We start from the raw sequence: 26350 nt of genomic DNA, 5'->3' as shown, positions 1-26350 counted from the left end.
GCAGACGCCTTGAAGTCCAACCGCCTGATGCTACATTCTCGCCCATGAATACCGATATCGTCGATCTGCGCGAATTCTATCATTCTCCGCTTGGCCGCTCGGCCGAGCAGGCGATCACCATGGCGCTTTCGACGCTGTGGCCTCCCTTGCCGGAAGAGCGGCTGGTGGGCCTCGGTTATGCCGTGCCGTTTCTGGACCGGTTCCGCCGCGATACGGAGCGCACCTTCGCCTTCATGCCGGCCGGGCAGGGGGCGGTGAACTGGCCGGCGGGAGAGCTTTCCTCCACCGCGCTGGTGTTCGATGAGGAATTGCCGCTGCCCGATTCGTCGATAGACCGGGTTCTCATGGTGCATGCGCTGGAATTTGCCGAAAATCCGCGGGAAAGCCTCAAGGAACTATGGCGGGTACTGGCGCCAGGCGGCCGCCTGGTCATCGTGGTGCCGAACCGCCGCGGAGTCTGGGCGCGCATGGAACACACGCCTTTCGGTTCCGGCCGGCCCTATTCGCGCGGGCAGCTGACGGCGCTGTTGCGCGAAACCAATTTCACGCCGGGCGCCACCGCCGAGGCGCTGTTCTTTCCGCCCACTACAAGCCGGCCGGTGCTTAAATTCCGCCGTTATCTCGAACATACCGGCCGCAGGCTCTGGCCGCTGTTTTCCGGCGTCATCGTGGTGGAGGCGCAGAAGCGCCTCTATCAGGGATTACCGGTGACCCAACGTGCCTCGCGCCGGGTTTTCGTTCCGGTACTCGCACCACAGGGGGTGCCCACCACCCGCGCGGCCGCAAGCCAGGGAAAGCCGCGCTGACCCTCGACAAAGCGAGCGTTCCGGTCTAATGCCTCCGGCATTGCTGTTGCCGGGTTCTCCGGCGCTTTCCAAAGGTCGATCAAATGAGTGCAGAGCTTAGCCAACCTGTTCCGCGTCCGGGTATTCTGGATATCGCCGCTTATGTTCCCGGCAAGGAGCATGTGGATGGCGTTGCGAAGGTTTATAAGCTCTCCTCCAATGAAACGCCGCTTGGGCCGAGCCCGAAGGCGATCGAGGCTTTCGGTACGGCGGCCAGCCATCTGGAAATCTATCCGGACGGGCAGGCGATTGCGCTGCGGCAGGCGATTGCCGACGTGCATGGCCTTAACATCGCGAATATCCTGTGCGGCAATGGCTCGGACGAGCTTCTCGGCCTGCTTTGCCACGTCTATCTGGGTGCGGGCGATGAAGCGATCATCACCGAACACGGTTTTCTCGTCTACAAGATCCAGATCATGGGCGCGGGCGCGACACCGGTGACGGTGAAGGAAAAGGATTGCGCTGTCGATGTGGACGCGATCCTCGCCGCCGTGACGCCGAAGACCAAAATGGTGTTCATCGCCAATCCCGGCAATCCCACCGGCACCTATGTTCCGGTTGCGGAAATTCGCCGCCTGCAGGCCGCCCTGCCGAAACATGTTCTGCTGGTGCTCGATGCGGCCTATGCCGAATATGTGCGCAAGAACGACTATGAGGCCGGGCTGGAACTGGTTTCCGGCAACCGCAACGTGGTGATGACCCGCACCTTCTCGAAGGTCTACGGCCTCGCTGCCCTGAGGGTTGGCTGGATGTATGGTCCGGCCGCCATCGTCGACGCGCTGAACCGTGTGCGCGGGCCGTTCAACATGAGCGCTCCGGCCATCGCAGCGGGTGCCGCTGCCATCCGTGATCAGGCTTTCGTCGAAAAGGCCGTGGCGCACAACGCGGTGTGGATGGAAAAGCTGGTCACGACCTTTACCGGCCTCGGCCTCACCGTCACGCCGTCAGTCACCAACTTCATCCTCATCCATTTCCCGGATCAGGACGGCAAGCGGGCAACGGATGCGGACGAGTTCCTGAGCCGCCGCGGATACATTCTGCGTGCGGTGCGCGGTTACGGTTTCCCCAATGCGCTCAGAATGACCATCGGTTCGGAAGAGGCCAATCTTGGCGTCATCGCTGCTCTCACCGAGTTCATGGGGCAGGCGTGATGGCTGAGATCATGTTTGAACGCATCGCGCTGATCGGCATCGGCCTGATCGGCTCGTCCATTGCCCGGGATATCAAGGAACTGGGGCTCGCCCGCCATGTGATTATTTCCACCCGTAGCGAAGATACGCTGAAACGGGCGGAAGAACTGGCGCTTGGCACGGATTATACCGTCTCGGCGGCGGAAGCGGTGAAGGATGCCGATCTCGTCATCGTTTCCGTGCCGGTCGGCGCGTCTGAAAGCGTGGCGCGGCAGATCGCACCGCATCTGAAACCGGGCGCCATCGTTACCGATGTGGGTTCCACCAAGGCTTCGGTCATCGCACAGATGGCGCCGCATATGCCTGACCACGTGCATTTCATTCCCGGCCATCCGCTGGCAGGTACGGAAAAATCCGGCCCGGATGCCGGGTTTGCCGGCCTCTTCCGCGACCGCTGGTGCATCTTCACTCCGCTGCCGGGCACGGACGCGGCAGCGCTGGAAAAGCTGAAGGATTTCTGGCGGGCGCTCGGTTCGCGCGTGGATGAAATGGATGCCGAACACCACGACAAGGTTCTGGCCATTGTTTCGCATCTGCCGCACATCATCGCCTATAACATCGTCGGCACGGCGGATGATCTGGAGACGGTGACCGAATCGGAAGTCATCAAATATTCTGCCTCCGGTTTCCGCGACTTCACACGTCTGGCCGCCTCCGATCCTACCATGTGGCGCGACGTCTGCCTGCACAACAAGGACGCCATCCTTGAGATGCTGGCCCGGTTTTCCGAGGATCTCGCCTCCCTGCAAAGGGCGATTCGCTGGGGAGAGGGCGACAAGCTGTTCGAGCTGTTCTCGCGCACCCGCGCTATTCGTCGCTCCATCGTGCAGGCAGGTCAGGACGTCGATGCGCCCGACTTCGGTCGTCACGCGCTGGATCAGAAGAAGTAGGGCGCCGCTGGCGACAGTCTTGGCCGGATTTGATCCGGCCATCAAACCGCTGGTAAAGTGTCACAGCCTTGCTTTCGTCATCCTCGGGCTTGTCCCAAGGATGACGTCGATTACGGGCTAACCCTCAGATCGGCGGAATCTTGCCCAGCGGGATAAAGCCGCTGATCGTGGCGCGGCCGCGGTCCACTACGAGATCGACGGACGCCCTGTCACCGCCGCCGGCGAGTGCGCCGAGCAGCTTGCGCGCCGTGTCGATGGTGGATTGCAGCTGTGGAAACGCCTGCTTGGCATTGTCAGACCACGCGCCGAGCTTTTCGATCTCCAGCTTGAACTTGCCGGAGAGATAACCCTCGTTATCGAAGGAGAAGGGGCCGCTGATGCGCATGACACGGCCTTCACCGATATCGGCGACCAGCCGGCGAAGCTCGCCGCTTGCGCCATAAAGGCCAGCTGTATCGCTGCCATCCACCATGCCCGCTTTGCCGGCGAGCGTGACATCGGCAATGGCGTTGAGGCGTGGAAGAATCTGCGGCCAGTCCTTGATGACGGTCGCGGAGTCTGTGAGCGTGATCGCGCCATCGAGGTCGGCGCCGTTCTGGCGCAGGTGCATCTCCGTCTTGACGGCATCGAAGTCGATGGTCTGGCCGGTGACCGAGGAAACCGCCTGCGCCTTCAGCCCGTCGATGATGAGTGAGCTGCGGTCAATGCCCTTCAGCCTGGTGACGATGCTGGACTGCATGTTCTTCCATTCTGCCGAAATGGTCAGGCCGTGGGCCGAGCGGATTTCCGCAGGCGAATCGAGTTCCCAGACAATATGGCCGGGATTGTAGACCTGTGCCGCCGAGCGCAATTCGCCAAAGGAGGCGGAGACGCCGTTCTGGCTGTCATCCACCGTCACCTTCGAGCAGAAGAGGCCGATGCGGAAGGGATAACCCTTGAAGGCGATATCGCTGCATTCGCCGCTGACGCTGCGGGCCTGCGAGGGGGAAATCACGTTCAGGACAGTCTGCTTCAGCCTGTCGGCGGCGTAAAACCACCCGGCGGTATAAAGTCCGATAACCACGAGGATGGCGATGGCGAGCCAGAGGAATTTTTTGGCCGTGCCGGATTGGCTTGACGCTGCCATATTGATCTCCGATGAACAGACTTCAGGGAATTTTGATTTGGCTTGGGATATGGACGATTTTTGGGTCTTTGGCTACGGTTCGTTGATGTGGAACCCTGGCTTCGCCTTTGAGGAGAGGCAGCAGGCACGATTGCACGGTTATCGGCGCTCGCTCTGCATCAGCTCCAATTTTTACAGAGGCACGGAAGAAAAGCCCGGCCTCGTTCTCGGGCTGGAACGTGGTGGCTCATGTCTTGGCGTCGCTTTTCGCGTGCGGGGCAAGGATCATGATCCCGTCATGGCCTATCTGCGTGAGCGCGAACTGGTGACGAACGTCTACAAGGAGCGGGTAGTTTCGATCGCGCTTTCCGACGGCCGGCGCGGCAGCGCCGTGACATATGTGGCCGATCCCGCACATGAGCAATATATCGGCGGTCTCGGTGTCGCTGAATCGGCCACCATCATTGCGGCTGCAACGGGACGCTCCGGTCCGAACACGGATTACGTCTTCAACACCGTGCAGCATCTGCAGGACATGGGCATACGCGACTCCTTGCTGGAGAGCATCGCTGCCAATGTCGGCGCGCTTGTCGCTCAGCCAGCCGTTGATTCCTTGTCCTGAAGTTCGGCAATCCGCTTCACCGCAGTCGGCGGCAAGGGCAAATGCGGATTGTTGCGCACGGTTTCCAGCAGCAATTCGTCGCTCGCCTTTTCCGTGACATCGATCAGGCGTTTGAAGAACACATCGGGGTCGAGCCCCGGTTCGATGGGGGGCAGGATACGCACCTTGAAATGGCCGGGATAACGCATGGTGGAACGGCGCGGCCAGAAGAGGCCCGGATGCATGGCGACGGGAATGACCGGAACCTGAAGGTCACGGTAGAGCCTCGCGATGCCGTAACGATATTCAGGTTCCGCGCCCGGCGGCCGGCGTGTCCCTTCGGGATAGATGATGAGTTCGCGGCCCGCGGCCATCTCCTCTTTCGCGCGCTCCATCACCTTCAGCATCACCTTGCCGCGTGCGGCGCGGTTGACCGGGATCATCCTCTGTTTCATCGCGTACCAGCCGAACAGCGGGATCCACAAAAGTTCGCGCTTGAGAATATAGACCGGATCGGGAAGGTTGGGCAGCAGCGCATAGGTGTCCCAGAAGGACTGGTGCTTCGGCGCGAAGATGCAGCCAGTCTCTGGAATGTTTTCCAGCCCTTCGATCTCGAAGGTGGTGCCGACGATGGTTTTCATTAGCCAGTGATTGGAGCGCGCCCAGTTCTTCGGGATTTCGTAGGCGATCTTGCGTGGCAGGATAAAATAGATCGGCGTCAGCACGATCATGCGGACAATCAGGTTGAGATAAAACAGCGTATTGAAAAGAAAAGAGCGCAGCTTGAGCATCAACAGCCTTCCCGGGACGCAGCCGTTTCGAAGTCTTTAGCGTTTCGATGCCGGATGCCGATGTCAGACGCCTACACGAAAACAAGGGGCGGCAGCAAGCGTGTTTCTGGATGCTTATGAGGAAGCTGCAGTGACTTTAGGTACAGTGTGATCGGCAGTGGCCTTGCGCAGGCCATCGCCCTTGCCGAAGCCCGTCAGGTCACGTCCGGCCGCCGCCACGAATTTCAGATATTCATAAAGCATGGTTCTCACCACATCCGGTTCCACGAACCAGTTGGTGCGGGCAAGATCGGCGCTGATGACGGGATAGGCGATGAATTGCGTGTGTGGGCTGGCACTGCGCAATTCATGAAGGCTGCGATGCATGTGATAATTATTTGTGACGACCACGATGGACGAGTAGTTGTGATCGCGTATCCAGCTCGCCGCCTCATTGGCGTTACCGATCGTATCTATCGCCTTGTAGCCCATGTCCACGCAGCAGGTGAACATATCGGACGACCCTTGCGTCATCTTGCGTATCTGCGAGCGGGTTGTGGCCGGGTTGACGCCTGAAATCAAAAGCCGTTTGCCCACGCCGTCTCTCAGAAGGCCGACCGCCTGTTCGATGCGCTGATAACCGCCAGTGAGCACGATGATGGCATCGCCTCTGGCACCCTCGGGCGGGCGCATCGAGGCGACAGAATCGGCAAACCACAGGAAACCACCGGAAAATGCGCCGAGCGCGATGACGCAGAGCAGGATGAGGCCGCGGATAAAACGGCGCAATGGACCACGCCGCGCCAAAAGCCCCTTTCGGGCCGGTCGCGTCGCTGCCTGATCCTGCTCCGTCCGACTCACAAACATTCCTCCTGATTACTCGCCGATTAAGGCAAGGAACAGGCATTTTTGTCCACCGTCCGCAGGTTACATCCCGTTCGTGACGGTTTCAGTTTTTCCGCTAGATTCACCGTGTCATCACGATGCCAGGCCGTCGCTTTTCGACGGATCGGACCGGACACGATCGATATCGTCGATGGTGCGGATGACGGTGACGCGTGCGGTGATGGTGGTGAGAAGCGCGATGATGATCATCGTCATCGCAATGCCGAAATAACCGCCAAGGCCGACGGAAAAGGAGCCAAAAAGCGCACTTGCCTGGTCGCTCTGGGGGGTGGCGACCGTGCTCGACTGCCAGAAACCGGCGACGAGGAACACGGTGGCTGCCAGCGCACTGCCCGCCGCCGCGCCCTTGAGGCTGATCTTCAGGAAGTGTTTCTGGAATTCCCGCGCCACGAAGCTGCTCTCCGCGCCGACAAAATGCAGCACCTCAACAATGTGCCGGTTGCCGGAAAGCGCGCCGCGGGTGGCAAACACGACGGTCAGTACCATGGCGGTGAACACGAGAATGAGGACGCCAACGCCGATCATGACAGTGGTTCTTGCCATGGAAACGAGCCGGTCGACCCAGGTGCGATGGTCGTCCAGGAATGCCTGTGGAATCTCGGCCTTCAGCATATCCCGCATCGCCTGGAAATCGGGCGGATTGTTTTCATCGATGGTGATGACGACGAGACGCGGTATGGGAAGTTCGGAGAGATCGAGCCCGCTGCCGAGCCACGGCTCCAGCAGGCGCGATGTCGCCGCATCGTCAAGAATGGTGCCATCGCGGGTGCCGACGAAGGTGAGCGCCAGATTGCGCGCCTTGTTCAGCGCTGCATTCATGTCCAGCCCGTCCTCGGGTTTGATCTGGATGGTGATCTCACGGGAAATCTGGCTCTGCCACGTGGCGGCGGTGGCGCGCACCATGGAAACGGCGCCGAGCGTGAGGCAGGCGAGAAAAGCCATGATGGCGATGACCACCATCAGCGCATTGCCCTGAATGTTGGAGGGCGGCAGAATGGGTGCCATCGGGCGGATGCGCATGGGCGGACGCTTCGGCTGCGCCGCTTCCGGCTTCAACGGTTTGCGGGTGATCTCATTCATAGATGTCGAGCCGCCCTTCGGTCAGGATCATCCGGCGCGCATCGATCTGGTCCATCAGGCCGAAGTCATGGGTGGCGATAACGACGGCGGTGCCCAGCCGGTTGAGTTCCAGAAACAGGTTGAGAAGGCGCTTGGCCATCGGCGGATCGACATTGCCGGTCGGCTCGTCGGCCAGCAATATTTCCGGCTGGTCCATCAGCGCGCGGGCAATGGCGGCGCGCTGCTTCTCGCCGCCGGAAAGGATCGCCGGCAGCACGTTGACACGCTCGCCGAGCCCAACCCATTTCAGAAGCTCAATCACGTCATTGCGATAGGCGCTTTCTTCCTTGCCACGCACGCGCAGCGGCAGGGCGACATTCTCATAGGTCGTCAGATGATCAAGCAGCCGGAAATCCTGAAACACGATGCCGACGCGTCGACGCAACATCGGCAGCTCGCTGCGCGGAATGCGTGACACATCGCGATTGAACATGCGGATATTGCCGCGGGTCGGCTGCAGCGACATCAGTAGCAGGCGCAGGAGCGTCGTCTTGCCGGCGCCCGAGGGGCCGGTCAGAAACTGGAACGACCCTTTGGGAATATCGAAGGTCATGTCCCTCAGGATTTCGGGTCCCATGCCGTAACGCAACCCGACATTTTCGAAATGGATCAACGGACTTCCAGTCTCTTCGTTTCGTGGTGGTTCGCAAGCCGCTGGGATGAAGCCGGAGGGCGCGGTCTACCCCGGTTCGGGACGCCCGGCGAGCGGTTTTTGCGAAGCATTAACCATTTAAATTTAAAACTTGGCAGGATTCGTTGCAATGCCCAGTTTTGCGGGCCGGAAAACCTCACCCAAGGAATTCTATGGCTATGTTCCGTTCATCTCGCCGGCAAGCGGCATTCGATTTTGACCTCCTGATGCCGGAGACGCCGCTGCGCCGCACGGCGCGGGCGGCAAACCCGACAGTTGACGTGGTAGACGCGGAATTTGTCACCATCAAGGAAAACCGTCCGCGCCAGCCCGGAAACGACAATCGCGGCGCGAGGCCCCTGGACGGTGCAAAACCACCTGTCACCATCGGTGTGCTCGGCCTCGCCTTCATCGGCTGGCTGGATCGCAGATTATCCCTCCTGTCGGCGGACGCTTATTCCGCACTGGTGGCGGGGCTCGCCATTCTTGTTTTTGTCTGTTCAGGCGGCCTCTCGGTGGTGGTGCCGGAAAAGACCGCTGTAGCAGCTTCGGTCAGTCCCCTCGCCATTTCCCATGTCACCGTGACGCCGCAGGAGGCGGGCGGTATGGATATCCTGCTTATCAATGGTATCGTGGAGAATAACGGCGGCAAGCTTGAAGAGGTGCCGGCCCTTCGCGCCGACCTTTTTGCCGCCAAGGGACAACTGGTGGCCAGCATGGTCATTGAACCGCCGGTTAAACAGATGCAGCCCGGTTTCAGCCACGGTTTTTCGGCAAAACTGCGCCATCCCGGTGGAAAAACGCCCGAGATCAAGCTTTCCTTCGTTGAGGCGGGTGCGTCCGGACGCTGACTGTGCTAACGCCTGTCTTCTATTTTTACTGAAAGGTAAAATCGGCAAGGCGCAGCACAGGAGTAAGAATGCCCGTCGTCCGTGGAAAAAACATCGAGCCGCTTTATACCGCCGAGCAGATTGCGGAGCGCAATCGCGACATGGCCAAGCACATTGCCAGCGGCCCGACCAAGGATCTGCTCGTCATTGCCGTGCTCAAGGGATCGTTCATTTTCGCGGCCGACCTTATCCGCGCGCTACATGACAGTGGTCTTGCCCCCGAAGTCGAATTCATTACGCTGTCGAGCTATGGCACCGGCACAGTCTCGCAGGGCGTGAGGATCGTCAAGGATATCGACAGCGACGTGAAAGACCGCGACGTCCTGCTGATTGACGACATTCTCGAATCCGGCCGCACGCTGCGCTTCGCCAAGGAACTGCTTTACGAGCGTGGCGCTCGCAACGTCACCATCGCCGTGCTTCTCGACAAGAAAGTCAAGCGCAAGGAAGATCTGGAAGCCGATTATGTCGGTTTCGAATGTCCTGATTATTTCGTGGTGGGTTACGGCATGGATGTCGCTTATGCGTTCCGCGAGCTGCCCTTCGTCGGCGTTGTCACCGGCGACGCCTGAGCAGTTTTCCCGTGCCGGAACGACACAGCGAAGAGACGCCTCATTAACCATTCACCCAGCCAAAGCCTGGGTGTTTACCTCTTGAAAAGAGGAGCCTGCGATGTTGCTCACGGCTGGAAATGATGCCCAGGAGCAATGAGTAATGGCGAAGATTCTGATTACCGAAGACGAGGATGCGCTGCGTTCTTTCGTGGCGCGGGCGCTCCGTCTCGACGGTCACGAGACCCATGAGGCGGCAGACGGCGAGCAGGGCCTGGAAAAGCTTCAGGAAACCAGTTTCGATCTTCTTCTTTCGGATATCCGCATGCCGGTCATGGATGGCATCGAGCTGGCGCACCGCGCCGCCGAAAGCTTCCCGGCCATGCGTATTTTGTTGATGACCGGTTACGCCGAGCAGCGCGAACGGGCGGATGATCTGGCGACGAAGATCGTGGACGTCGTTTCCAAACCCTTTGCGCTTCCGGATATTCGCAAGGCCGTGGCGCGCGCGCTTGCCGCCTGAGCGACAGGATTGCAGAGATTAAAGGGCGGCCTTCGGGCCGCTTTTTTGTCGGTCAGCCTCTGTCTCAGCGCAGTTCCCTATCTCCGTCATTCCGGCCTTGAGCCGGAATCCAGCCAGCCCAAGTCCTTGGACTGAAAGAATTCATTGCGCCGCGCAGACGCGCGTCAACTGGATGCCGGATCCAGTCCGGCATGACGGAAAAGTTTAGGCGCTGAGGATGTAACGAGGCGCACCATTACCTGTGCGGACCCTCACCTGATATCCAGCAACCGCTCGAGATAACGCCGTTCCACCTCACCCGGCGGATTGTTGCCGAGCTTTTCGCGGATGGCATCAAGAATCTCGCGGGCGCGTTGCACGTCTATTTCGTCAGGCACCTTCACCTGATCGCCAAAGTCAGGGCCGGTGGTGCTGCGCGGACGGCCGAGCGGGTCGCGGCCGTTCTGGCCGCCTTGACCGGCCATGCCTTCCTGCCCCTGACCAGGCTGCTGGCCCTGCTGGCGCATGGCCTGCATGATCTGGCCCATCATGTCCTGTGCGCCCTGGCGCAGCGCATTCAGCGCATTGCCCTGGCCCTCGACAGCCTGTTCACCCTGGCTCTTGCCCAACGCCTCACCGGCGCCCTGCATTTCCTGCTGCGCCTTGCCGAAATTTTCGCCCGGCTCCATGCCGAGATCGCGAAGTCCCTGCTGCAATTCGCCGAGCTGCTTGCCGAGGGCATCCTGCTGGGCCCGCAGGTTTTTCAGCGCTTCGCGCAATTGCTCGGCGGTCATCTGGTCCGTCTGCTGCTGTCCGCCCTGTTGGCCATTCTCACCCTGTTGGCCTTGCTGGCTCTGAGGCGGTTGCTGGCCGTTTTCGCCCATCTGCTGGTCGTCGCTTTCGCCGCCCTGCTGCGGATCACCGCGCTGCATCCGGTCGCGCAATGCCTGATCCAGCTTGAAGGTTTCGTCCATCAGCTTCTGCTGCTGCTGCAGGATTTCGCCAAGCTTGTCGATCTGCTGGCGCATCTTGCTGCTCTGCTGCTGGCCTTGCTGCCCCTGACGCTGCGGTCGGCCGGCTTGCAGATTGTTCATCATGCGCTGCAATTGCGAGAGCATTTCCTGCGCGGCATCGCGATTGCCGGAACGGGCGAGATTCTCGATCTGGTTCATCATGTTTTCCAGATCGCGTTGGCGCAGCACGTTCTGTGCCTGTTGGTTCATGTTGGCTTGCGGCGCATTCTGCATGCGTTGCGCAAGCTCGCTCATGAACTGCTGCATCGCCTCGCGCAGCTCCTGCATGAGCTTGGCCACTTCTTCATCGGAGGCATTGCGCTGAAGCGCCTCGGAAAGGGCGGTCTGTGCATCGCGCAGGCGCTTTTCCGCCTGCGAAAGATCGCCATCCTCAATGCCGAGCGCGATCTCCCAGAGGTAATCCGCCGTGTCCTTCAGCATTTCCTCATTATAGGCGAGCCGCATGCGGGTCTGCGCCGATTGCAGCAGGAGATAATGCGTCGTGTTGGGAATGGTCTCTTCCGGACGCATTCCAACCGCCTCGTTATAGGCGATCGCCTTCGGCATCTGGCGTGTGTCGAGCGAAAAAATCTGCCGCTGTTCGGCAATGGAAGCAGCCAGCGGTTCGGAGAAATTGCGGCCCGGCAGCACCATTTCATGCGGAGGGCTGCGGCCGGTCTGGCCTGCACCGTCAGTCGCCACCAGTGTAATACGCACGCGTTTCCCGGCCATCGGATGTTCGGTCAGGTTGCGGCTGGTCAGCCCCTTGATCTCGCGATTGTTCTGCCGCGGCAGATCGAGCTTGAATTCCGGCGACGGGTAAAGCGCTGTCGCGCCTTCGGCAACGCCGATAGGCTCAATAATTGCGTGAGCTTCCTTCAACCCGTAATCATCCTTGGCGGTGAAGCCGATTTCCAGCGCGCCGTTGACGGCGCGGCGCGGCATGTTGTCGAAGGCAATGCTGGGCGGCTGGTCCGGGATGACATTGAACAACCATTGCTCGCCATTGGCGGTTATCATGCCGCTTTCGGTGACATCCATCGCGAAGGTGCGTGGTGCCACGGGCTGATCCGCCAAAGGAGCCTGCGCCTGAACCGCCACATCACCGCTCGCACTGTCGGCCCGGGTTGTTTCGGGAGCGAGCTTTTGCAGGGCGCCCGCCATTTCCGGTTCGAAGGTCACTTCTTCGCCGCCATCACCGCCGGTCATGCGGATCGTCAGCCTGGAGGACTGCGGCACGGAAACCGCGTCGCGGTTGGTCGCGTCACGCCCAGTCAGAAAAATCGGTGCGCGGCCGGTATAAGAGGGCGGCGTAACCCAGGCATCCAGTCGAATATCGGGATTGAGCGGACCCAATGTCGGTTGGCTGCGGAAGGCATCGGCAATCGTGCCTGCGCCGTTGGAAAAAGAAAAACCGAAGGCAGCGACCAGAAGAAGGGCGGGAACGGCGCGTAGGGCGAGACGGTCATAACGGGCGATATCGGGCTTCGGCAGACCGGCATTCAGTGCGGCGATACGCTCCGCCATGCGAATCTGGTGTTCCTTCCAGAGCGTTCTGGAAAACGGCGTGTCGAAGGCCGGTTCGTCTTCCTGTACCCCAACAGGTTGGTGTGCAAGACCGTTGCGATCTTCGAGAAGGCGGGAAGCATCGTTATCAGTCGGCCATTTCAGCCGCGCGATCGGCAGGAGAGTGGCGATGAAGGCGAACACCAGCACGAAAACGACGCCGAGCCGCAGAAAATCCGGCATGTGCCGGTAAAGGCCGAACCAGGCAAGCACCAGAAACAGAGCGGCAATAGAGAGCGGCCATAGCGTTTTCGGGGCGATATTCTCCGAAAGCAGAACGATTTTTGCGAAGAAACGCTTGGCGGCAACCCGGCGGGCAAGGTCCGGCCGCTGCACGAATGCGCCAGTGGAGCGCTTTCTGCCTGTCCTGTCCTCTCCGGCTGTGGTCATCAATCCGTTCTCCCGGTTCTGGCCACGTCAACGCCATTCCCGGAACGGCGAGTTCTCCATATCACAGAGGCAAGGATAACATTCTTTGTGGCGAAGACGAGGGCAGCCAAGCCCTCACCCCCAATTTTTAGGCAGCTTCGCTCAATTGTGATCGGCTGCAAGCGGATCAGTCGAGCCAGGCGGGCACGGAATCGAGGGCGATCAGCTCTTCATACGTGCCGCGGGGGCGGATGACGTGGAATTTGTCACCCTTGACCAGCACTTCCGGCACCAGCAGGCGGGAATTATAGGTTCCTGCCTGCACCGCACCATAGGCGCCAGCGGAACTGACGGCGATGAGATCGCCCGGTTGCGGTGCGGCCATCTCACGGTCCAGCGCCAGATAATCGCCGGTTTCGCAGACCGGGCCGACGATATCGGCCTTGATGCGCGGCGTATCCTCTGCCGGTTGCACCACCGGGCGGATGCCGTGATAGGCCTCATACAGTGTCGGACGGATGAGGTCGTTCATCGCGCCGTCAACGATTACAAAGGTCTTTTCGCCGCCATCCTTCACATAGATAACTTCCGTTACCAGAATGCCGGCATTACCGACGATCAGACGGCCGGGCTCGGTGACGATCTTGCAGTCGAGGCTTTTCAACTCGTTCTTGACGATATGCGCATAGGCATCCGGCAGCGGCGGCGGATTGTTGTCGTCGCGGTAGGGAATGCCGAGGCCGCCGCCGATATCGACGTGGCTGATCGCATGGCCATCGCCGCGAAGCGCTTCCACCAGTTCGCGCAGCAGCCGGAAGGCGTCCTCGAAAGGCTGCAACTCGGTGATCTGGCTGCCGATATGCATGTCGATGCCCGTGACTTCGATGCCGGGCAGGGTTGCAGCATGGGCATAGACGGCGCGCGCCCGCTCATAGGAAATGCCGAACTTGTTTTCTTTCTTGCCGGTGGAAATCTTGGCGTGGGTGCGCGCATCCACATCAGGGTTGATGCGGAAGGAGACATGCGCCCGCTTGCCCGCCTTGATGGCGCGCAGATTGAGGACTTCCAGCTCCGGCTCGGATTCGATGTTGAAACAATAAATGCCCACATCCAGCGCATAATCCATTTCCGCAACCGTCTTGCCGACGCCGGAGAACATGATGCGGTTTGCCGGCACGCCAGCAGCCAGAGCGCGACGCAATTCACCGCCGGAGACGACGTCGATGCCAGCGCCGAGCTTTGCCAGCGTCTTCAGCACCGCCTGGTTGGAATTGGCCTTCATGGCATAACAGACCATGGCGTCCACATCGGCAAACGCACCTGAGAACACCTTGTAGTGGCGCTCCAGGGTTGCGGTCGAATAGACGTAGAAGGGCGTGCCGACCGCCTTGGCGATCTCGGGCACGGGCACGTTTTCGGCGTGCAGCACGCCGTCGATATAGCCAAAATGGTTCACGGCTTTTTACCCGTCAGAGAAGCTTGTCGAGAATGAAGGGCCGTTCCGCCGTTGCCGGCTTCGGCTCACTGCCATCGGCGGCGCGCTTGTTGCGCATTTCGACCGGCGTGCTCGGCGGATCGATGTCGCCCTTGCGCCCGCAGGCGCTGAGAGCGAGGCTTACGGCAAGCGTCATGCCGATGGGAACGATGAGTTTGCGCACGGATTTTGAAAGCATGGGCCTGTCCAAAGGAAATATGTGCTTCTCTGATAACGAAAAACAGGGCGCTTGTGCACCCTGTTTCTTGTGATCGCAGCGTAACGCAGATTTATCAGTTGCGTCCGCGCCACCAGGCGATCTGCTTGCGTACCTCCGAAGGAGCCGTGCCGCCGAAGCTTGTGCGACTAGCGACCGATGCTTCCACCGAAAGAACATCGAAAACGCTATCGGTGATGCCGGGGTGGATGGCCTGCAATTCCTCCAGCGAAAGATCGGCGAGATCGCAGCCTTTCTTTTCCGCCAGCGCCACGGCATTGCCGGTCACATGGTGGGCATCGCGGAAGGGCAGACCTGCTTCTCGCACCAGCCAGTCGGCCAGATCGGTCGCGGTGGAATAACCTGAACCCGCCGCTGCGCGCATGCGGTCCTTGCGTACTTCGAGGTCGCGGATCATGCCGGTCATGGCGGCGATCGCCAGTTCCAGGCTTTCGGCGGCGTCGAAAACCTGTTCCTTGTCTTCCTGCATGTCCTTGGAATAGGCGAGCGGCAGACCCTTCATCACGGTGAGGAGAGCGATCAGCGAGCCGTTGATGCGGCCGGTCTTGGCGCGCACCAGCTCAGCGGCATCAGGGTTCTTCTTCTGCGGCATGATCGACGAGCCTGTGGAAAAGGCGTCCGACAGCCGGATGAAACCAAATTGCGGCGTCGACCAGATGACGATCTCTTCGGCAAGACGCGACAGATGCGTGGCGCAGATGGAGGCTATCGACAGGAATTCCAGCGCGAAATCGCGGTCGGACACGGTGTCGATGGAGTTGCGGGTCGGCTCGCGGAAACCGAGCGCCTTGGCCGTCATGTGGCGATCGATCGGATAGCCGGTGCCGGCAAGGGCAGCCGCACCAATCGGGCTTTCGTCCATGTGCTCGATGGCGTGGCGTACGCGGGCGCGGTCACGGCCGAACATTTCCACATAGGCCATGCAATGATGGCCGAAGGTGACAGGCTGCGCCGTCTGCAAATGCGTGAAGCCGGGCATGACCGTATCGGCGTTTTCCTCGGCGCGGTCGAGGAAGGCAGCGATGAGCGCCGTCAGCATGCCTTCGGTCTTCTGCAATTCTTCCTTGACCCACAGGCGGAAATCGAGCGCCACCTGGTCGTTGCGCGAGCGGGCGGTATGGAGGCGGCCGGCGGCCGGGCCGATGAGGGTGGCAAGCCGCGCTTCGATATTCATGTGAATATCTTCGAGCTTGCGGGAGAATTCGAAGCTGCCGGATTCGATCTCTGACAGGATCGTGTTCAGGCCTTCGGTGATCTTGTCTTTATCTTCAGGCGAAATAATGCCTTTAGATGCCAGCATGGCGGCATGCGCCATAGAGCCGCGGATATCCTGGGCGTAAAGTTTCTTGTCGAAGCCGATGGAGGCATTTATCTCTTCCATGATGGCAGATGGCCCGGAAGCGAAACGCCCGCCCCACATCTGGTTGGAGGATTTCTGATCTGTGCCGTCAGCCATGTGTGATGCCCTGGAGTATTCGATGACAGAGAAAAGGCCGTTCAGGCTTCCTTCCGCCAAATTGGTTGCAATTGCTGCCGTTGCCGGTGTGCTTGCCGGTGCAGGCGCGGTCTGGTTCAGGCATATTGGGTCTGAGAGCCCGGTTCAAGGGGCAGCGGTGGCCGACGCCGGTTTATGTGAAGGTGCGGCGAACCGCATTGCGACGCTGAAACCCTTTCTGAAGGGCCAGGTGGCGGCTATGTCGGCGGCAGACGCCCCGCGCGTTATTCCGCTCTCCTTCAAAGGGCCGGAGGGGAAAGATATGGGCCTTGCCGATCTCAAGGGTAAAGCGGTGCTGCTCAATCTCTGGGCGACGTGGTGCGTGCCCTGCCGGGAAGAAATGCCGGCGCTGAACGCGCTGGAGAAGGAAAAGGGCGGTAACGGCTTTGAAGTCGTGGCTGTTAACATCGATACGGGCGGGGATGAAAAGCCGAAAGCCTTCATGGACGAATACAAGATCGATTCCCTGAAGCACTATCGCGACAGTTCCATGGGCGTTTTCAACGTTCTCAAAAAGGAAGGCCTCGCCTTTGGCCTGCCCGCAACCCTACTGCTGGACGAAAACGGTTGCCTGCTCGGCGCCATGAACGGCCCGGCGGCGTGGGATAGCGAAGATGCGAAGGCGCTGATATCGGCCGCAACATCCAGGTAGTTTTGAGCTTCCGGCTTGGGGAGAGATACTCTCCCTCAGCACGAAGTCGACCTTTATCGCGTCGGAACCGGCGTCTCACCCCGATAATCATAAAAACCGCGGCCGGACTTGCGGCCGAGCCAGCCGGCTTCGACATATTTGACCAGCAGCGGGCAAGGGCGGTATTTGCTGTCGGACAGGCCGTCATGCAGCACCTGCATGATCGACAAACAGGTATCGAGGCCGATGAAGTCTGCGAGCTGCAGCGGACCCATCGGGTGGTTCGCGCCGAGGCGCATGGCGGTGTCGATGGCTTCCACGGAGCCGACGCCCTCATAAAGCGTATAGATCGCTTCGTTGATCATCGGCAACAGGATGCGGTTGACGATGAAGGCCGGGAAATCTTCGGCGACGGTGATCGCCTTTTCAAGCGTCCGCACATAGTCCTTGGCCGCATCGAAGGTCTTTTCATTGGTGGCGATGCCGCGCACCAGTTCCACCAGTTTCATGACCGGCACCGGGTTCATGAAGTGGATGCCCATGAACTGTTCCGGACGGTCCGTCGCCGACGCGAGACGGGTGATGGAAAGGGAAGACGTGTTGGTGGCGAGAAGCGCCTCCGGCTTCAGGACCGGGCAGATCTGCGCATAGATCTTGCGCTTGATCTCTTCGTTCTCGGTGGCAGCCTCGATGACGAGGTCCATGGGTGCGAGATCGTTGACATCGGTCGAACCGCTGATGAGCGCCAGGGCCTGCTTGCGGGCCTCGTCGGAAAGCTTGCCGTTGGTGACCTGGCGCGCGAGATTGCCGTTGATGGTGGCAAGGCCGGCCTCGATGCCGTCTTTGGAAAGATCGTAAATATGAACCCTGTAGCCGGCAACCGCAGAGACATGTGCGATGCCGCACCCCATCTGACCGGCTCCGATGACACCGATGTTCTTAAAGGGGGCGGTCATATGCTGTTCTCCCATGTGCTGCATGTGCAAATTCGCTGGCGATGTTACGCATATCGCCGAAAAAGAGAAGGCGGCGCGTTCAAAAAACGCGCCGCCTTCATCATGTATTTGAAATCAGAGGGCCTTTTGCAGTTCCGGCAAGGCCTCGAAGAGGTCCGCCACAAGGCCGTAATCGGCAACCTGGAAGATCGGCGCTTCTTCGTCCTTGTTGATGGCGACGATGACCTTGCTGTCCTTCATGCCGGCCAGATGCTGGATCGCACCGGAAATGCCCGCCGCGATGTAAAGCTGTGGGGCGACGACCTTGCCGGTCTGGCCCACCTGCCAGTCATTCGGCGCATAGCCGGCATCGACGGCAGCGCGCGATGCACCAACGGCAGCACCGAGCTTGTCGGCGACAGGAAGGATGACTTCCTTGAATTTTTCTGAAGAACCGAGAGCACGGCCACCGGAGATGATGATCTTCGCCGAGGTCAGTTCCGGACGGTCGGACGAGGCCAGTGCATCAGAAACGAAAGAGGAGACGCCGGGGTTTTCAGCGGCGGCGATCGTCTCGACCGCTGCCGAACCGCCTTCTGCCGCTGCCGCAAAGGCGGTCGGGCGCACGGTGATGACCTTCTTGCCATCGGTTGCCTGAACGGTCTGGATGGCATTGCCGGCATAGATCGGGCGCTTGAAGGTATCCGGGCTGACAACTTCGATGATTTCCGAGACCTGAGCCACGTCGAGAAGCGCAGCAACACGCGGCGTGACGTTCTTTGCCGAGGCGGTCGCAGGAGCGATGATGACGTCATAGGACGGGGCAAGCGAAACGATCAGCGCCGCCAGCGGTTCCGCCAGCTGGTTTGCATAGGATGCATCGTCGGCAAGCAGCACCTTGGAAACGCCGGAGAGTTTTGCTGCGGCGTCGGCAGCGCCCCTGGCGCCGGAGCCGGCGACCAGCACATGGACGTCGCCGCCAATCTGGGTTGCCGCCGTCAGGGTCTTTGCCGTCAGGTCGGAAAGGGTTGCGTTGTCGTGTTCTGCCAGAAGAAGAATGGCCATGAGAATATCTCCCTTTTCCGAAACCTTAGAGGACGCCGTCGGCTTTGAGCTTTTCGACCAGCTCGGCGACCGAGCCAACCTTGATGCCGGCCTTGCGGCCCGCCGGCTCTTCGGTCTTCAACACCTTCAGGCGCGGCGAAACATCGACGCCGAAATCGGCCGGAGCCTTCTTGTCGAGCGGCTTCTTTTTCGCCTTCATGATGTTCGGCAGCGAGGCATAACGCGGCTCGTTCAAACGAAGATCGGTGGTGACGACAGCGGGAAGCTTCAGTTCCACCGTCTGCAGGCCGCCATCGACTTCGCGGGTCACCGCAACCTTGCCGTCGGCAGGCACGACCTTCGAGGCGAAGGTGCCCTGGCCCCAGCCGAGGAGGGCTGCCAGCATCTGGCCGGTCTGGTTTGAATCGTCGTCGATCGCCTGCTTGCCGACAATGACGAGACCGGGCTGCTCAGCCTCGGCCACGCCCTTCAGGAGCTTGGCGACAGCGAGCGGCTCGACCGTTTCATCGGTCTCGATCAGGATGGCGCGATCGGCACCCATCGCAAGCGCGGTGCGCAGCGTTTCTTCCGCCTTGGCAGGTCCAATGGAGACGACGACGACTTCTTCAGCCTTGCCGGCTTCCTTCAGGCGAAGGGCCTCTTCCACCGAGATTTCGTCGAACGGGTTCATCGACATCTTCACATTGGCAAGCTCAACGCCAGAACCATCCGCCTTCACGCGGATCTTCACGTTGTAATCGACGACTCGTTTAACGGGGACAAGGATTTTCATCGGCGGCTTTCCTCAAACTCCTGTCCGCTTGGCAATGCCGAGCGGACCTCCAAAAACAGGTTGGCGACATGGATAAGCATTTTTCCCGCAATTACAACGGAGCAATCTTCATTATCGCATGCACACAAGGCATATCTTACGTTGACGTTAACGTAAATACTCTATCTCTGACGTGACCTCTCATCTACCCCCGTCATAGCCGCGTTCGATTTGCGACAACCCCGCCGTTTGCGACGTATTTTTGAACTGCGCCGCCCTCGGCGGGACAATGGTGCGATCAAACAGGGGAACGCCCCGTCTGCGCATGAAAATTACCATGATGGCGCCCGCCAAGATGCCGCCGACATGCGCACCCCAGGAGACATTCTCTTCCAGCCCGAGCGCCAGCATCAGGAACTGCTGGCCGATCCACAGCGCCAGGGGAATGAAGGCGGGCAGTGGAAGCGGAATGCGCATGAGGACCAGCACCCAGACGCGCACTTTTGGATGCAGCAGGAAATAGGCCGCGACGACGCCGGAAACCGCACCCGAGGCACCGATCAGTGGTCCTTCCGAGGTGGGGGCGACGAAACCGTGAAACAGCGCGCCGGCGATGGCGCAGGCGAGATAGAAGATCAGGAAACGAAAATGGCCGAGCGCATCCTCGACATTGTCGCCGAAGACCCAGAGAAACAGCATGTTGCCGGCCAGATGCCAGAAATCGAGATGAAGAAAGGCATAGGTGATGGCGGTGAGGTCATCAGGCACGACCTGCAGGGCGGGTTCCAGATAGGCGTAATCGAACACCACGGCGGGAATGAAGCCGAGGCCGAGGGCAGCGGCATTGGCTTCGGTGTCGCTGGCCAGCACGCCGGTAAACAGCCAGACCAGCACGTTGACCACGATCAGGCCGATGGTGACATATTGCAGCCGGATATGCTTGAGGGAATTCGCATCGTGCAGCGGTATGAACATCGAACGCCCTTTGGTTGCGTCGTTGAAACGCCTTAGCGGTTCTTGCCCGGAACCCACAATATGTCGGCCTTGCCGGCATCATTGGCGAAACGGGCCGCGACAAACAGGAAGTCGGAGAGGCGATTGGCATATTTGATGGCGGCCGGGCTGACGATCTCATTCTCGGTGACGGAAAGCTCCACCATCAGCCTTTCTGCGCGCCGGCAAACCGTGCGTGCCAAATGCAGATTTGCCGCCGCGGCGCTGCCGCCCGGCAGCACGAAGGACGTCAACGGTTCGAGGGTGGCGTTGAGGTCGTCGATTTCGCTTTCCAGCCGTGTGACCTGGCTTTCGACTATACGCAACGGTTCGTAAGGCAGCGGTTCGCCATCGTCAGGCGTGGCAAGATCGGCGCCGAGGTCGAAAAGATCGTTCTGGATGCGGAAAAGCATGGCATCCAGCTTTTCCAGCCCAGCCGTGTGAAGCCGCGCGACACCGATGGCCGAATTGGTCTCGTCCACCGTGCCATAGGCTTCGACGCGCAGATCGTGCTTCGGTCGGCGCGGACCGGAAACCAGCGCCGTCGTGCCCTTGTCGCCGGTGCGGGTGTAGATCTTGTTCAGTTTCACCATGTCAGCGGCCGCCTCCGGTGAGCCAGAGGGTGAGCATGATCAGAGCGATGGCAATGGCCTGCAGAAGCAGGCGAAGCTGCATCAGCTTGTTGGACCGGTTGGCGTCCTGTCCCTTCAGCATGTTGAAGAGGCCGCGTATCAACACGATGACGACAAGCCCCATGACGATAAGGGCCAGAACGGTGGTGAAGCCGGACATGCGGTATTACTCCTCCTCAATCGAATCTGCGCAGCAGACGATAGAAAAGTCCGGCAGGCAAGAGCCGTTTCAGCATAAGCCCCTGTTTGGCCGGAACGGTAACGGGATAATGTGGTTTCGGCCTTGCAGCCGTCAGGGCGTGTTTCAGCACGGCATAAACGGCGTCCGGGCCGAGCTTGTGACGGTTGACGGGGCCGGAACCATCCATACGCGCCAGCTGGCGTTTATATTCTGCCGCATGGGCCGAATTTTCGAGATCGATATGCTCATTGATATGAGCAAGCGCCGTCGTAGTGAATTTCGACGTGATCGGGCCGGGTTCGATCAGACTGACATGGATACCGCTGCCCTGAAGCTCCATGCGCAGGGTGACGCCCAGCCCCTCAAGCGCGAATTTCGAAGCGGTGTAGGCGCCGCGATAGCGATAGGGCACGAGCCCGAGAATGGACGAGCAATGCACGATGCGGCCCGCACCACGCGCCCGCATAAAGGGAATGACCCGCCGCGTCAGATCGTGCCAGCCGAAGACATTGGTTTCGAACTGGGCTCTCAGCGCTTCGACTGGCAGGTCCTCCACCGCGCCCGGCTGGCCATAGGCACCATTGTTGAAAAGCGCATCGATGCGGCCGCCGGTGCGGGCGGAGACGGTGTCCACCAGCGCGGCGATGGTTTCGGGCTTTGTGTAATCCATGATCAGGGTTTCTATGCCCTGATTTTCGAGGGCTGCCATGTCAGCGATGCGCCGCACCGTGGCAAAGACCCGCCAGCCGTCCCGGTGGAGCGCGCTGGCGCAATAGGCGCCAATCCCCGAGGAACATCCGGTGATGATGATGACGGGTTTTTCAGACATTTGCCGCTCCGGGAAACCGACTGTCGCTCTGGTCCGATTACCCGGCCCGTTAAAATCCAATCGCGCGAAATCCGTGTCCTTCGGGAACCGAAAGGTCAGTTTGCGCGCTGTACAAAACGAAGCTGATTTCCCATATTCGGGGCGAAGTTACAAATGAAATGCCGATGAATGGAGGCGACATGGTTGCCGCAGTGCGCCTGGCAGGCAAGGTTGCCTTCGATGCCTATTCCCATTTCGCCGAGGATGACGGCTGGGCGATGGCGAGCCACATGGCGCTGTCCATCCTGCTGGCGCTGTTTCCGTTCCTGATCTTCGGCACGGCGCTGGCCGGTTTTCTGGGCGCCGACCAGTTCTCAGAAACGGCGGTGCATCTGATTTTCGACACCTGGCCGGAAGCAATTGCCGGTCCGCTGGCAGCTCAGGTGCAGCAGGTTCTCACCATCCCGCGCGGCGGCCTGCTGACGATTTCGGTACTGGCGGCCGCATACTTCGCCTCGAACGGCGTCGAGGCGCTGCGCATTTCGCTGAACCGCGCCTATCGCGTCACGGAAACGCGCTGGTGGTATGTGACCCGCCTGCTCAGCCTGCTTTATGTCCTGATTGCCGTTGTGGTCTTTGCCGGCATCAGCACCGTGCTCGTCGCCGTGCCGGTCGCCATGTCCTTCGCCGAACGGCGGTTTCCGTGGCTGACGGATGTGCTGAACACCATCTCCAGCCTCGGTCTTTATGGCACCATCGTGGTGCTGACGGCGGGGCTGGTGGCGGCGCATCTGTGGCTACCCGCAGGCAAGCGCCGCATCTGGGATGTCTGGCCGGGTATTTTGCTGACGATGATATTCTGGGTCATCGGCGCGGCTATCTTCGCCTATTATCTCTCCACCTTCGCCAATTATGCCGCCACCTATGCCGGTCTCGCCTCCGTCATGGTGGTTCTGGTGTTCCTTTATATGGTCGGCGTCATCTTCATGCTCGGCGCGGAGGTGAATGCCGCGTTGATGAAATACAAGGTCCGGCAGATTATCCGCCGTAACATCGGCGGCAATGGCACGCGCCGCGGGCAGGCGCTAGAGGAGGCCGACAAGCCGGCGGATATCTGAGGGCGTCGCTCCTTCGGCGCGAAGGGCGGAAAGCCCGGTACTGCCTCCGCTTTTCGCAAGCTTGCGCCCGTCCGTGCCCAGAATCAGCCGGTGATGATGATAAGCGGGCTGCGGTAGGTCCAGCAGCTGCTGCAGCAGCCGGTGGATGGCGGTGGCATGGAAGAGATCCATGCCGCGCACCACATGGGTGATCCCCTGCAGTGCATCGTCAACCACAACGGAAAGATGATAGCTCGAAGGCGCGTCGGAACGCGACAGCACCACATCGCCCCAGAGCGCGGGCAGGGCCTCGATCTGCCCCGTCACCCCGTCGCCGCTCTCCTGCCAGAACAGGGGGGTATGGGCGGCGCGGATCGCCTTGTCCATGTCGAGCCGCCAGGCGTGTTGCCGGCCGGATGCGAGCAGGGCCGCCCGTTCCGCCTTCGGCCTCTCGCGGTCGACGGACGGATAGAGCGGCGCTCCGTCAGGATCGCGCGGCCATATCCCGCCTTCCGCTTCGAAGGCACCGACAATGGCCCTGGTTTCGCCACGGCTGAGAAAGGCGGGATAGGCAAGATCCGCCTCGATCAGCCTGTGCAGCGCCATCCGGTACTCATCGAAATGCTCCGATTGTCGCCGCACTGGCTCTTCCCAAGAGAGTTCCAGCCAGCCGAGATCATCATAGATCGCCTGCTCCAGCTGCGGCGTGCAGCGCGTCTGGTCTATATCCTCTATACGCAGCAGAAAGCGGCCGCCATTGTCCAGCGCCATGTCATGGTTCAGGAATGCGGAAAACGCGTGGCCGAGATGCAGCGGGCCGTTGGGGCTTGGCGCGAAACGGTAAACCGGTTTTTGACGGATGGATGAAGGCATGGTTTCTTCTGCCATGTTTTAATGCACCCCGCCAGCGGGTGCGGCATATGGAATGACCGACATGAAAATCATCACCGGGATGGATGACATCAGCGAAGGGCTGGAGCATCTCGCCCGCCTCGACCCCGCACTTGCCCCTGTCATTGAGATAGCCAGTCCGCTGGAACTGCGCATCCACGAGCCCGGCTTTGCCGGCCTTGCTCATATCGTCGTCTCGCAGATGGTGTCGCGCGCCAGCGCCACTGCCATATGGGCGCGTATTCTCACCGGGACGGGCGGCGCGGTCACGGCGGAAAACTATCTCGGCGCACCGGAGGAATTGCGGGCTACTTTCGGCCTTTCGCGCGCCAAGGCGACGACGTTGGAAGGACTGGCTCGCGCCGTTACCGAAGGGCAGATCGACCTTGACGGCGTGGTGCGCAAGGAGGGGAGTGCAGCCCTTTCTGAACTGGTGGCGCTTCGTGGCATAGGCCCATGGACGGCAGAGGTATATCTGATGTTCTGCGGAGGCCATCCGGATATTTTTCCCGTTGGCGATGTGGCGCTGAGATCAGCGGTGGCACATGCGCTCGATCTGGAGATCAGGCCGGAAGCGAAATGGCTCGCGGAACGCGCGACACTCTGGTCGCCATGGCGCTCCGTCGCCGCCCGGCTTTTCTGGGGTTATTACGCCAACATCATGCGGCGCGCGATGGTGCCACTGCCCTGAGCGGGGTCAAAAATCGGCAATCCGATAGGGCAGGGCGCCGCGTGAAAGATGATCGAAATGCAGCTTGCGTTTCAGCGGCGGCACGGCGCGCTGCACGCAATCCACCCTTTCGCACACCCGACAGGAAATGCCGATCGGTTTGAAGGAAGCCGCATTGCCGAGATCGAGCGTGTCGGCGTAGACGAAATTCTGCGCATGGGAAATTTCGCAGCCGAGTGCGATGGCGTAACGCGGCCTTTCCGTATTGAAGCCGGCGCCGGCCTTTTCGATCTGGGTGGCGATGGAAAGATAGCGCACGCCGTCAGGTGTTTCCGCCAGCTGCCGCACGATCCTGTCGGAGCTTTCGAAAGCCTGATGGATATTCCACAGCGGACAGGCCGCGCCAAACCGGGCAAATTGCAGCCGCGTGGCGCTGTGGCGTTTGGTGATGTTGCCGGCGCGGTCGATCTTGGCGAAAAAGATCGGTACGCCTTTCATGCCCGGGCGCTGCAGGGTGCTCAGACGGTGGGCCACCTGCTCAAGGCTCGCGCCAAAACGCACGGCGAGAAGTTCGAGATCATGGCGCAGTTCCTGTGCCGCCCGGTGAAATTGCCCATAGGGCAGGATGAGCGCTGCGGCAAAATAATTGTGCAGTCCGATACGACAGATTTCGGCCGCTTCCGTGTTGCGGAAACCGGCGCCGGCCAGCACCCTGTCCACCGTCGGGCCGGCGTGAAGCTGGGCGATCTGCAACGCGAGCTGAAAACAGCGGGTGGATGCGGCCATGTAGGAACTGAGGGCAAGCGTTTTGCCGACAGGATCGAAATGCCGGATCAGCCCGCCCGCCGCCGCGGTTCTTGTGATATGGATACCGTAACGGTTCCTGAGATGCGCTGCCAGAATGCCGTCGGTCTCGCCGCCCTCGATCTCCAGTTCCTGCGCCAGCTCCTCGGCCAGAAGATCGATCTCGGCAACGTAATTGTCGACGAAGTGGAAGAAGTCGCGCACCTCCTCATAGGGGGTTCTTTCCACCTGTGCGGTGCCGCGGCCCAGCCGGTCATCCAGTTGCACCAGCTGCTCGCTGTTCTGGCGATAGGCCTGATGGGCACGCAGCAGCGCATGGGCAAAACCCGGTGCGTTCTGGGCAATCAGCTTCAACTCCTGAAGCCCCGGTTCGTAATTCATGAACAGCGGGTCCTTCAGCGCCTCGCGCAGGGCGGAAACCAGCCGGTCGCTTTCGCCTGTCGCCAGTTCCGCCATGTCGAGCTGAAATTTTTCCACCAGCGTCACCAGAACACTGGCCGAAACGGGGCGCTGGTTGTTTTCGATCTGGTTCAGATAGCTCGCGGAGATGCCCAGCCGTTCGGCAAATTGCGCCTGCGTGGCGCGGGCATTTTCGCGAAGGCCGCGCACCTTGCGGCCGATGAAGAGTTTTTCCGTCGCCATGTTGCAACTTTGCAAAATTAAATATTGCAAATATTTATGGCACGCATACGCGCACGATCAAGGCTTCTGGCAGAGTATTTTCTGGGTTATTGATC

Annotated in this window: 28 protein-coding genes; 10 read left to right on the top strand and 18 right to left on the bottom strand. The window is 60.4% G+C overall.

The window, feature by feature from the left end; translation table 11 throughout:
• Window positions 1–44 precede the first annotated feature (44 nt).
• The 3 genes from BTN45_RS17445 (at window position 45) to BTN45_RS17435 (ending at window position 2925) form a co-directional block, all read left to right on the top strand.
• A complete protein-coding gene (locus BTN45_RS17445) occupies window positions 45–806 on the top strand; it encodes a class I SAM-dependent methyltransferase (RefSeq protein WP_004445660.1) in 762 nt (253 codons plus the stop codon).
• Between the two features lie 83 nt (window positions 807–889).
• A complete protein-coding gene (hisC, locus tag BTN45_RS17440) occupies window positions 890–1996 on the top strand; it encodes a histidinol-phosphate transaminase (RefSeq protein WP_207590266.1) in 1107 nt (368 codons plus the stop codon).
• Window positions 1996–2925, top strand: a complete 930-nt coding sequence (locus BTN45_RS17435) for a prephenate/arogenate dehydrogenase family protein (protein ID WP_006697141.1) — start codon at window positions 1996–1998, stop codon at window positions 2923–2925. The genes hisC and BTN45_RS17435 overlap by 1 nt, the downstream gene beginning before the upstream one ends.
• A 124-nt stretch (window positions 2926–3049) precedes the next feature.
• On the opposite strand, the gene BTN45_RS17430 is transcribed toward BTN45_RS17435, so the two are convergent.
• Complete coding sequence (locus BTN45_RS17430) at window positions 3050–4051, bottom strand: DUF2125 domain-containing protein (protein ID WP_077985767.1); 1002 nt, start codon at window positions 4049–4051, stop codon at window positions 3050–3052.
• Between the two features lie 49 nt (window positions 4052–4100).
• On the opposite strand from BTN45_RS17430, the gene BTN45_RS17425 reads away from it, so the two are divergent.
• Window positions 4101–4652, top strand: a complete 552-nt coding sequence (locus tag BTN45_RS17425) for a gamma-glutamylcyclotransferase (RefSeq protein ID WP_207590264.1) — start codon at window positions 4101–4103, stop codon at window positions 4650–4652.
• Here the strand turns inward: BTN45_RS17425 and BTN45_RS17420 are convergent.
• The 4 genes from BTN45_RS17420 to ftsE form a co-directional block, all read right to left on the bottom strand.
• Window positions 4625–5422, bottom strand: a complete 798-nt coding sequence (locus tag BTN45_RS17420; protein ID WP_207590262.1) for a 1-acyl-sn-glycerol-3-phosphate acyltransferase — start codon at window positions 5420–5422, stop codon at window positions 4625–4627. The two genes, BTN45_RS17425 and BTN45_RS17420, sit on opposite strands and share 28 nt — an antisense overlap.
• A 114-nt stretch (window positions 5423–5536) precedes the next feature.
• On the bottom strand, window positions 5537–6268 hold the full coding sequence (locus BTN45_RS17415; RefSeq protein ID WP_207590254.1) for a YdcF family protein: 732 nt from the start codon (window positions 6266–6268) through the stop codon (window positions 5537–5539).
• Between the two features lie 111 nt (window positions 6269–6379).
• Complete coding sequence (locus BTN45_RS17410) at window positions 6380–7387, bottom strand: ABC transporter permease (RefSeq protein WP_207590252.1); 1008 nt, start codon at window positions 7385–7387, stop codon at window positions 6380–6382.
• Window positions 7380–8039 (bottom strand): cell division ATP-binding protein FtsE, encoded by a 660-nt coding sequence (ftsE, locus tag BTN45_RS17405; RefSeq protein WP_004445648.1) that lies wholly within the window; start codon window positions 8037–8039, stop codon window positions 7380–7382. Before ftsE ends, BTN45_RS17410 begins: the two co-directional genes overlap by 8 nt.
• Window positions 8040–8236: 197 nt before the next feature.
• On the opposite strand from ftsE, the gene BTN45_RS17400 reads away from it, so the two are divergent.
• The 3 genes from BTN45_RS17400 to BTN45_RS17390 all read left to right on the top strand — a co-directional run bounded on the left by BTN45_RS17400 (window position 8237) and on the right by BTN45_RS17390 (window position 10021).
• Window positions 8237–8908: a DUF3426 domain-containing protein gene (locus BTN45_RS17400; protein WP_034497223.1), complete on the top strand. Its 672-nt coding sequence runs from the start codon at window positions 8237–8239 to the stop codon at window positions 8906–8908.
• Window positions 8909–8976: 68 nt separating this feature from the next.
• Window positions 8977–9519 (top strand): hypoxanthine phosphoribosyltransferase, encoded by a 543-nt coding sequence (gene hpt, locus BTN45_RS17395; RefSeq protein ID WP_004445644.1) that lies wholly within the window; start codon window positions 8977–8979, stop codon window positions 9517–9519.
• 142 nt (window positions 9520–9661) lie between these two features.
• The gene (locus BTN45_RS17390; protein WP_004445642.1) at window positions 9662–10021 is read left to right on the top strand and encodes a response regulator; all 360 of its coding nucleotides are present in this window, start codon (window positions 9662–9664) and stop codon (window positions 10019–10021) included.
• Between the two features lie 251 nt (window positions 10022–10272).
• Here BTN45_RS17390 and BTN45_RS17385 read toward each other — a convergent pair whose 3' ends face one another.
• From BTN45_RS17385 to argH, 4 genes are all read right to left on the bottom strand, one after another.
• Window positions 10273–12969 carry a TIGR02302 family protein gene (locus tag BTN45_RS17385; protein WP_207590250.1) on the bottom strand — a complete coding sequence of 899 codons (2697 nt, stop codon included), beginning with the start codon at window positions 12967–12969 and terminating at the stop codon, window positions 10273–10275.
• Window positions 12970–13135: 166 nt separating this feature from the next.
• On the bottom strand, window positions 13136–14404 hold the full coding sequence (gene lysA, locus BTN45_RS17380; protein WP_035209120.1) for a diaminopimelate decarboxylase: 1269 nt from the start codon (window positions 14402–14404) through the stop codon (window positions 13136–13138).
• A 13-nt stretch (window positions 14405–14417) separates the two neighbouring features.
• Window positions 14418–14621 carry a lipoprotein gene (locus tag BTN45_RS17375; protein WP_004445637.1) on the bottom strand — a complete coding sequence of 68 codons (204 nt, stop codon included), beginning with the start codon at window positions 14619–14621 and terminating at the stop codon, window positions 14418–14420.
• Window positions 14622–14715: 94 nt separating this feature from the next.
• Entirely contained in the window at window positions 14716–16116 is a 1401-nt protein-coding gene (argH, locus tag BTN45_RS17370) for an argininosuccinate lyase (RefSeq protein WP_006697718.1), read from the bottom strand.
• Window positions 16117–16138: 22 nt separating this feature from the next.
• Between argH and BTN45_RS17365 the strand changes: the two genes are divergently transcribed.
• On the top strand, window positions 16139–16807 hold the full coding sequence (locus BTN45_RS17365; protein ID WP_207590248.1) for a TlpA disulfide reductase family protein: 669 nt from the start codon (window positions 16139–16141) through the stop codon (window positions 16805–16807).
• 53 nt (window positions 16808–16860) lie between these two features.
• On the opposite strand, the gene BTN45_RS17360 is transcribed toward BTN45_RS17365, so the two are convergent.
• The 7 genes from BTN45_RS17360 to BTN45_RS17330 all read right to left on the bottom strand — a co-directional run bounded on the left by BTN45_RS17360 (window position 16861) and on the right by BTN45_RS17330 (window position 22172).
• Complete coding sequence (locus BTN45_RS17360; protein WP_004445632.1) at window positions 16861–17742, bottom strand: 3-hydroxybutyryl-CoA dehydrogenase; 882 nt, start codon at window positions 17740–17742, stop codon at window positions 16861–16863.
• Between the two features lie 114 nt (window positions 17743–17856).
• Window positions 17857–18786, bottom strand: a complete 930-nt coding sequence (locus BTN45_RS17355; protein ID WP_006697715.1) for an electron transfer flavoprotein subunit alpha/FixB family protein — start codon at window positions 18784–18786, stop codon at window positions 17857–17859.
• Between the two features lie 25 nt (window positions 18787–18811).
• A complete protein-coding gene (locus tag BTN45_RS17350; protein ID WP_022563006.1) occupies window positions 18812–19558 on the bottom strand; it encodes an electron transfer flavoprotein subunit beta/FixA family protein in 747 nt (248 codons plus the stop codon).
• A 180-nt stretch (window positions 19559–19738) separates the two neighbouring features.
• Window positions 19739–20512 (bottom strand): rhomboid family intramembrane serine protease, encoded by a 774-nt coding sequence (locus BTN45_RS17345; protein WP_004445626.1) that lies wholly within the window; start codon window positions 20510–20512, stop codon window positions 19739–19741.
• A 32-nt stretch (window positions 20513–20544) separates the two neighbouring features.
• Window positions 20545–21123 carry a cob(I)yrinic acid a,c-diamide adenosyltransferase gene (locus tag BTN45_RS17340; RefSeq protein ID WP_022563004.1) on the bottom strand — a complete coding sequence of 193 codons (579 nt, stop codon included), beginning with the start codon at window positions 21121–21123 and terminating at the stop codon, window positions 20545–20547.
• A 1-nt stretch (window position 21124) separates the two neighbouring features.
• On the bottom strand, window positions 21125–21322 hold the full coding sequence (locus BTN45_RS17335; protein ID WP_004445622.1) for a twin transmembrane helix small protein: 198 nt from the start codon (window positions 21320–21322) through the stop codon (window positions 21125–21127).
• Between the two features lie 16 nt (window positions 21323–21338).
• Entirely contained in the window at window positions 21339–22172 is an 834-nt protein-coding gene (locus BTN45_RS17330) for an SDR family oxidoreductase (RefSeq protein WP_207590246.1), read from the bottom strand.
• 179 nt (window positions 22173–22351) lie between these two features.
• Between BTN45_RS17330 and BTN45_RS17325 the strand changes: the two genes are divergently transcribed.
• Window positions 22352–23269: a YihY/virulence factor BrkB family protein gene (locus tag BTN45_RS17325; protein WP_022563001.1), complete on the top strand. Its 918-nt coding sequence runs from the start codon at window positions 22352–22354 to the stop codon at window positions 23267–23269.
• Here the strand turns inward: BTN45_RS17325 and gluQRS are convergent.
• Window positions 23237–24136: a tRNA glutamyl-Q(34) synthetase GluQRS gene (gene gluQRS, locus BTN45_RS17320; RefSeq protein ID WP_207590244.1), complete on the bottom strand. Its 900-nt coding sequence runs from the start codon at window positions 24134–24136 to the stop codon at window positions 23237–23239. The two genes, BTN45_RS17325 and gluQRS, sit on opposite strands and share 33 nt — an antisense overlap.
• A 37-nt stretch (window positions 24137–24173) precedes the next feature.
• On the opposite strand from gluQRS, the gene BTN45_RS17315 reads away from it, so the two are divergent.
• Window positions 24174–24830 carry a DNA-3-methyladenine glycosylase gene (locus BTN45_RS17315; RefSeq protein WP_207590242.1) on the top strand — a complete coding sequence of 219 codons (657 nt, stop codon included), beginning with the start codon at window positions 24174–24176 and terminating at the stop codon, window positions 24828–24830.
• Window positions 24831–24836: 6 nt separating this feature from the next.
• Here BTN45_RS17315 and BTN45_RS17310 read toward each other — a convergent pair whose 3' ends face one another.
• Complete coding sequence (locus BTN45_RS17310; protein ID WP_207590240.1) at window positions 24837–26255, bottom strand: XRE family transcriptional regulator; 1419 nt, start codon at window positions 26253–26255, stop codon at window positions 24837–24839.
• Window positions 26256–26350: the final 95 nt, after the last annotated feature.

It is taken from the genome of Rhizobium sp. ZX09 (genome assembly GCF_017357485.1).
In the GTDB taxonomy this organism is placed as follows: Bacteria; Pseudomonadota; Alphaproteobacteria; order Rhizobiales; family Rhizobiaceae; genus Agrobacterium; species Agrobacterium pusense.
Note: the sequence above shows the minus strand (reverse complement) of the source record. Positions and strands in the feature narration are given on the sequence as shown.

Coding starts and splice junctions, on each gene's coding strand:
- BTN45_RS17410 (WP_207590252.1), bottom strand. CDS start 7,387: ATGAATGAGATCACCCGCAAACCGTTGAAGCCGGAAGCGGCGCAGCCG.
- BTN45_RS17355 (WP_006697715.1), bottom strand. CDS start 18,786: ATGGCCATTCTTCTTCTGGCAGAACACGACAACGCAACCCTTTCCGAC.
- BTN45_RS17415 (WP_207590254.1), bottom strand. CDS start 6,268: ATGTTTGTGAGTCGGACGGAGCAGGATCAGGCAGCGACGCGACCGGCC.
- BTN45_RS17400 (WP_034497223.1), top strand. CDS start 8,237: ATGTTCCGTTCATCTCGCCGGCAAGCGGCATTCGATTTTGACCTCCTG.
- BTN45_RS17350 (WP_022563006.1), bottom strand. CDS start 19,558: ATGAAAATCCTTGTCCCCGTTAAACGAGTCGTCGATTACAACGTGAAG.
- BTN45_RS17435 (WP_006697141.1), top strand. CDS start 1,996: ATGGCTGAGATCATGTTTGAACGCATCGCGCTGATCGGCATCGGCCTG.
- BTN45_RS17420 (WP_207590262.1), bottom strand. CDS start 5,422: ATGCTCAAGCTGCGCTCTTTTCTTTTCAATACGCTGTTTTATCTCAAC.
- gluQRS (WP_207590244.1), bottom strand. CDS start 24,136: ATGGCAGAAGAAACCATGCCTTCATCCATCCGTCAAAAACCGGTTTAC.
- BTN45_RS17345 (WP_004445626.1), bottom strand. CDS start 20,512: ATGTTCATACCGCTGCACGATGCGAATTCCCTCAAGCATATCCGGCTG.
- BTN45_RS17330 (WP_207590246.1), bottom strand. CDS start 22,172: ATGTCTGAAAAACCCGTCATCATCATCACCGGATGTTCCTCGGGGATT.
- argH (WP_006697718.1), bottom strand. CDS start 16,116: ATGGCTGACGGCACAGATCAGAAATCCTCCAACCAGATGTGGGGCGGG.
- hpt (WP_004445644.1), top strand. CDS start 8,977: ATGCCCGTCGTCCGTGGAAAAAACATCGAGCCGCTTTATACCGCCGAG.
- BTN45_RS17425 (WP_207590264.1), top strand. CDS start 4,101: ATGGACGATTTTTGGGTCTTTGGCTACGGTTCGTTGATGTGGAACCCT.
- BTN45_RS17445 (WP_004445660.1), top strand. CDS start 45: ATGAATACCGATATCGTCGATCTGCGCGAATTCTATCATTCTCCGCTT.
- BTN45_RS17375 (WP_004445637.1), bottom strand. CDS start 14,621: ATGCTTTCAAAATCCGTGCGCAAACTCATCGTTCCCATCGGCATGACG.
- BTN45_RS17385 (WP_207590250.1), bottom strand. CDS start 12,969: ATGACCACAGCCGGAGAGGACAGGACAGGCAGAAAGCGCTCCACTGGC.
- BTN45_RS17335 (WP_004445622.1), bottom strand. CDS start 21,322: ATGTCCGGCTTCACCACCGTTCTGGCCCTTATCGTCATGGGGCTTGTC.
- BTN45_RS17365 (WP_207590248.1), top strand. CDS start 16,139: ATGACAGAGAAAAGGCCGTTCAGGCTTCCTTCCGCCAAATTGGTTGCA.
- BTN45_RS17390 (WP_004445642.1), top strand. CDS start 9,662: ATGGCGAAGATTCTGATTACCGAAGACGAGGATGCGCTGCGTTCTTTC.
- hisC (WP_207590266.1), top strand. CDS start 890: ATGAGTGCAGAGCTTAGCCAACCTGTTCCGCGTCCGGGTATTCTGGAT.
- BTN45_RS17310 (WP_207590240.1), bottom strand. CDS start 26,255: ATGGCGACGGAAAAACTCTTCATCGGCCGCAAGGTGCGCGGCCTTCGC.
- BTN45_RS17340 (WP_022563004.1), bottom strand. CDS start 21,123: ATGGTGAAACTGAACAAGATCTACACCCGCACCGGCGACAAGGGCACG.
- BTN45_RS17315 (WP_207590242.1), top strand. CDS start 24,174: ATGACCGACATGAAAATCATCACCGGGATGGATGACATCAGCGAAGGG.
- BTN45_RS17430 (WP_077985767.1), bottom strand. CDS start 4,051: ATGGCAGCGTCAAGCCAATCCGGCACGGCCAAAAAATTCCTCTGGCTC.
- BTN45_RS17325 (WP_022563001.1), top strand. CDS start 22,352: ATGGTTGCCGCAGTGCGCCTGGCAGGCAAGGTTGCCTTCGATGCCTAT.
- BTN45_RS17360 (WP_004445632.1), bottom strand. CDS start 17,742: ATGACCGCCCCCTTTAAGAACATCGGTGTCATCGGAGCCGGTCAGATG.